The sequence below is a fragment of the Actinomadura logoneensis genome (assembly GCF_003428695.1).
Taxonomy (GTDB): Bacteria; Actinomycetota; Actinomycetes; order Streptosporangiales; family Streptosporangiaceae; genus Spirillospora; species Spirillospora logoneensis.
Genome location: NZ_QURH01000587.1, coordinates 1 through 1961, shown reverse-complemented (window position 1 = coordinate 1961; position 1961 = coordinate 1). Strand labels below are relative to the sequence as shown.

2 protein-coding genes are annotated in these 1961 nt (G+C 73.5%); both read right to left on the bottom strand.

Features of this window, described 5'->3' with window-relative positions:
* Positions 1-81: 81 nt before the first annotated feature.
* The gene (gene rsmH, locus DZF91_RS24435; protein WP_117359624.1) at positions 82-1077 is read right to left on the bottom strand and encodes a 16S rRNA (cytosine(1402)-N(4))-methyltransferase RsmH; all 996 of its coding nucleotides are present in this window, start codon (positions 1075-1077) and stop codon (positions 82-84) included.
* 301 nt (positions 1078-1378) lie between these two features.
* Positions 1379-1810, bottom strand: a complete 432-nt coding sequence (gene mraZ / locus DZF91_RS24430; protein WP_117359623.1) for a division/cell wall cluster transcriptional repressor MraZ — start codon at positions 1808-1810, stop codon at positions 1379-1381.
* Positions 1811-1961: the final 151 nt, after the last annotated feature.

Below are 1961 nucleotides of genomic sequence, written 5' to 3'. Positions count from 1 at the left end.
GACGCTCGGGCCGGCGGCGGCGCTCGCGGCGCTGCGCGGGCACGGGCGGGGTCGCGGCCCCCGGCTGGCGTGTCCGTGTGCTCATCTGGCCTCCCGGACCCGCTCGGCGGCGCGCAGCCGCACCGATCCGGCCCTTGGGTTGGTCTCGGTCTCGGTCTCGGACGCCACCTCGGCCCCCCGGGTCAGCAGCCGGAAGCGCGGCTGGTGCTCGGGCAGCGGGACGGGCAGGTCCGGCGGGGTGTGGTCGGCGGTGGCCGTGGCGAGGACCTGCTTGGTGATGCGGTCCTCCAGGGAGTGGTAGCTGAGCACCGCGACCCGGCCGCCGACCGGGAGCGCGTCCAGCGCGGCGGGCAGCGCCCGCCGCCAGATCTCCAGCTCGCCGTTGACCTCGATCCGCAGCGCCTGGAAGGTGCGCTTGGCCGGGTTGCCGCCGGTGCGGCGGGTCGCGGCCGGGATCGCGGTCCGGACGAGGTCGGTGAGCCGCGCCGTCGAGTCGAGCGGCTCCTTGGCGCGTTCGCGGACGATGGCCGCCGCGATGCGCTGGGCGAACCGCTCCTCGCCGTACTCGCGCAGGATGCGGGCGAGCTCGGCGGGCGGGTAGGTGTTGACGACCTCGGCCGCGGTGAGGGACTGGGTGCGGTCCATCCGCATGTCGAGGGGCGCGTCGTAGGAGTAGGCGAAGCCGCGGTCGGCCTCGTCCAGCTGCGGCGAGGAGACTCCGAGGTCGAACAGGAACGCGTCCACCCGCGGCACGTCCAGCCGGTCGAGCACCTCGGGGATCTCATCGTAGACGGCGTGCTCGAGCGCCACCCGGTCGCCGAAGCGCTCCAGCCTCCTGGCGGAGCGCTCCAGCGCGTAGGTGTCCCGGTCCAGGCCGATCAGCCGGAGCGCCGGATGGGCGGCGAGCATGGCCTCGGCGTGGCCGCCCATGCCGAGCGTCCCGTCCAGGTAGACGGGTGTCCGGCCGGCGTCCAGCGCCGCCTGGACGGCGGGCGCCAGGATCTCGAGCACGCGGTCGAGCAGGACCGGGATATGCCCGGGCCCCGCCGCGTGGTCGCCCACGTCGCCCACGTCCATGCTCCACCCCCCATGTTGGTGCCACCTCACTCGCGGAGAGCGTGGCGTCGGCGGCCGGCGGCGCGTGCCGCCCGGCCGTCTGTCGTCGGTGCCGGCGCCCTGTGAAGCCCCCTGGCGGGCGCCCTCCGGCGGCCTCGTCCGGCCAGGTCCCCATCCGCTGCCCTTGAGGAAGATCACCGCGTTTCCGCGGGGGGTCGGCTTCTGGCGCCGGGGAAGCTGCGCCAGAGGGCCTGGAGAGCGGCTGGAGACCTGGCCGAACGCGGGCCGGTGCCGGTCTGCGCGACCGACGTTCAGCAGATCGTCAGAGGATCCCGGGCAACACCTCCTCGGAGATGTCGGCGAACGCCTGCTCCTCCTGCTCGAGGTAGGACTCCCAGGCGCCGCTGTCCCAGATCTCCAGGCGCGTGTTCGCGCCGATGACGGTGCACTCCCGGGTGAGGCCGGCGTACTTGCGCAGCGGGGGCGGGATGGTGATCCGGCCCTGCTTGTCGGGGACCTCGTCGGACGCGCTGGCGAAGAAGACCCGGCTGTAGGCCCGCACGCTGCGCTCGGTGACCGGCGCCGCACGAAGCGCCTCGGTGATGCGCTGGAACTCCGCCACAGGGAAGACGTAGAGGCAGCGTTCCTGGCCCTTCGTGATCACCAATCCCCCCGACAGCTCCTCGCGGTACTTCGCCGGCAGGAACAGTCGTCCCTTGTCGTCGAGACGCGGCGTGTGGGTGCCGAGGAACACCGGCCCCACCTCCCGCGCCGCATGAGGCGCTACCGCTCCCCACGGCGCCCCACTCTACTCCACTCTTCCCCACCGTCAACTACGAAAACACCTGCCGCGCCTCGATTTCTCGAACGATTCCGCAGGTCAGGGGGGGTGGGGCCGGAGGGGG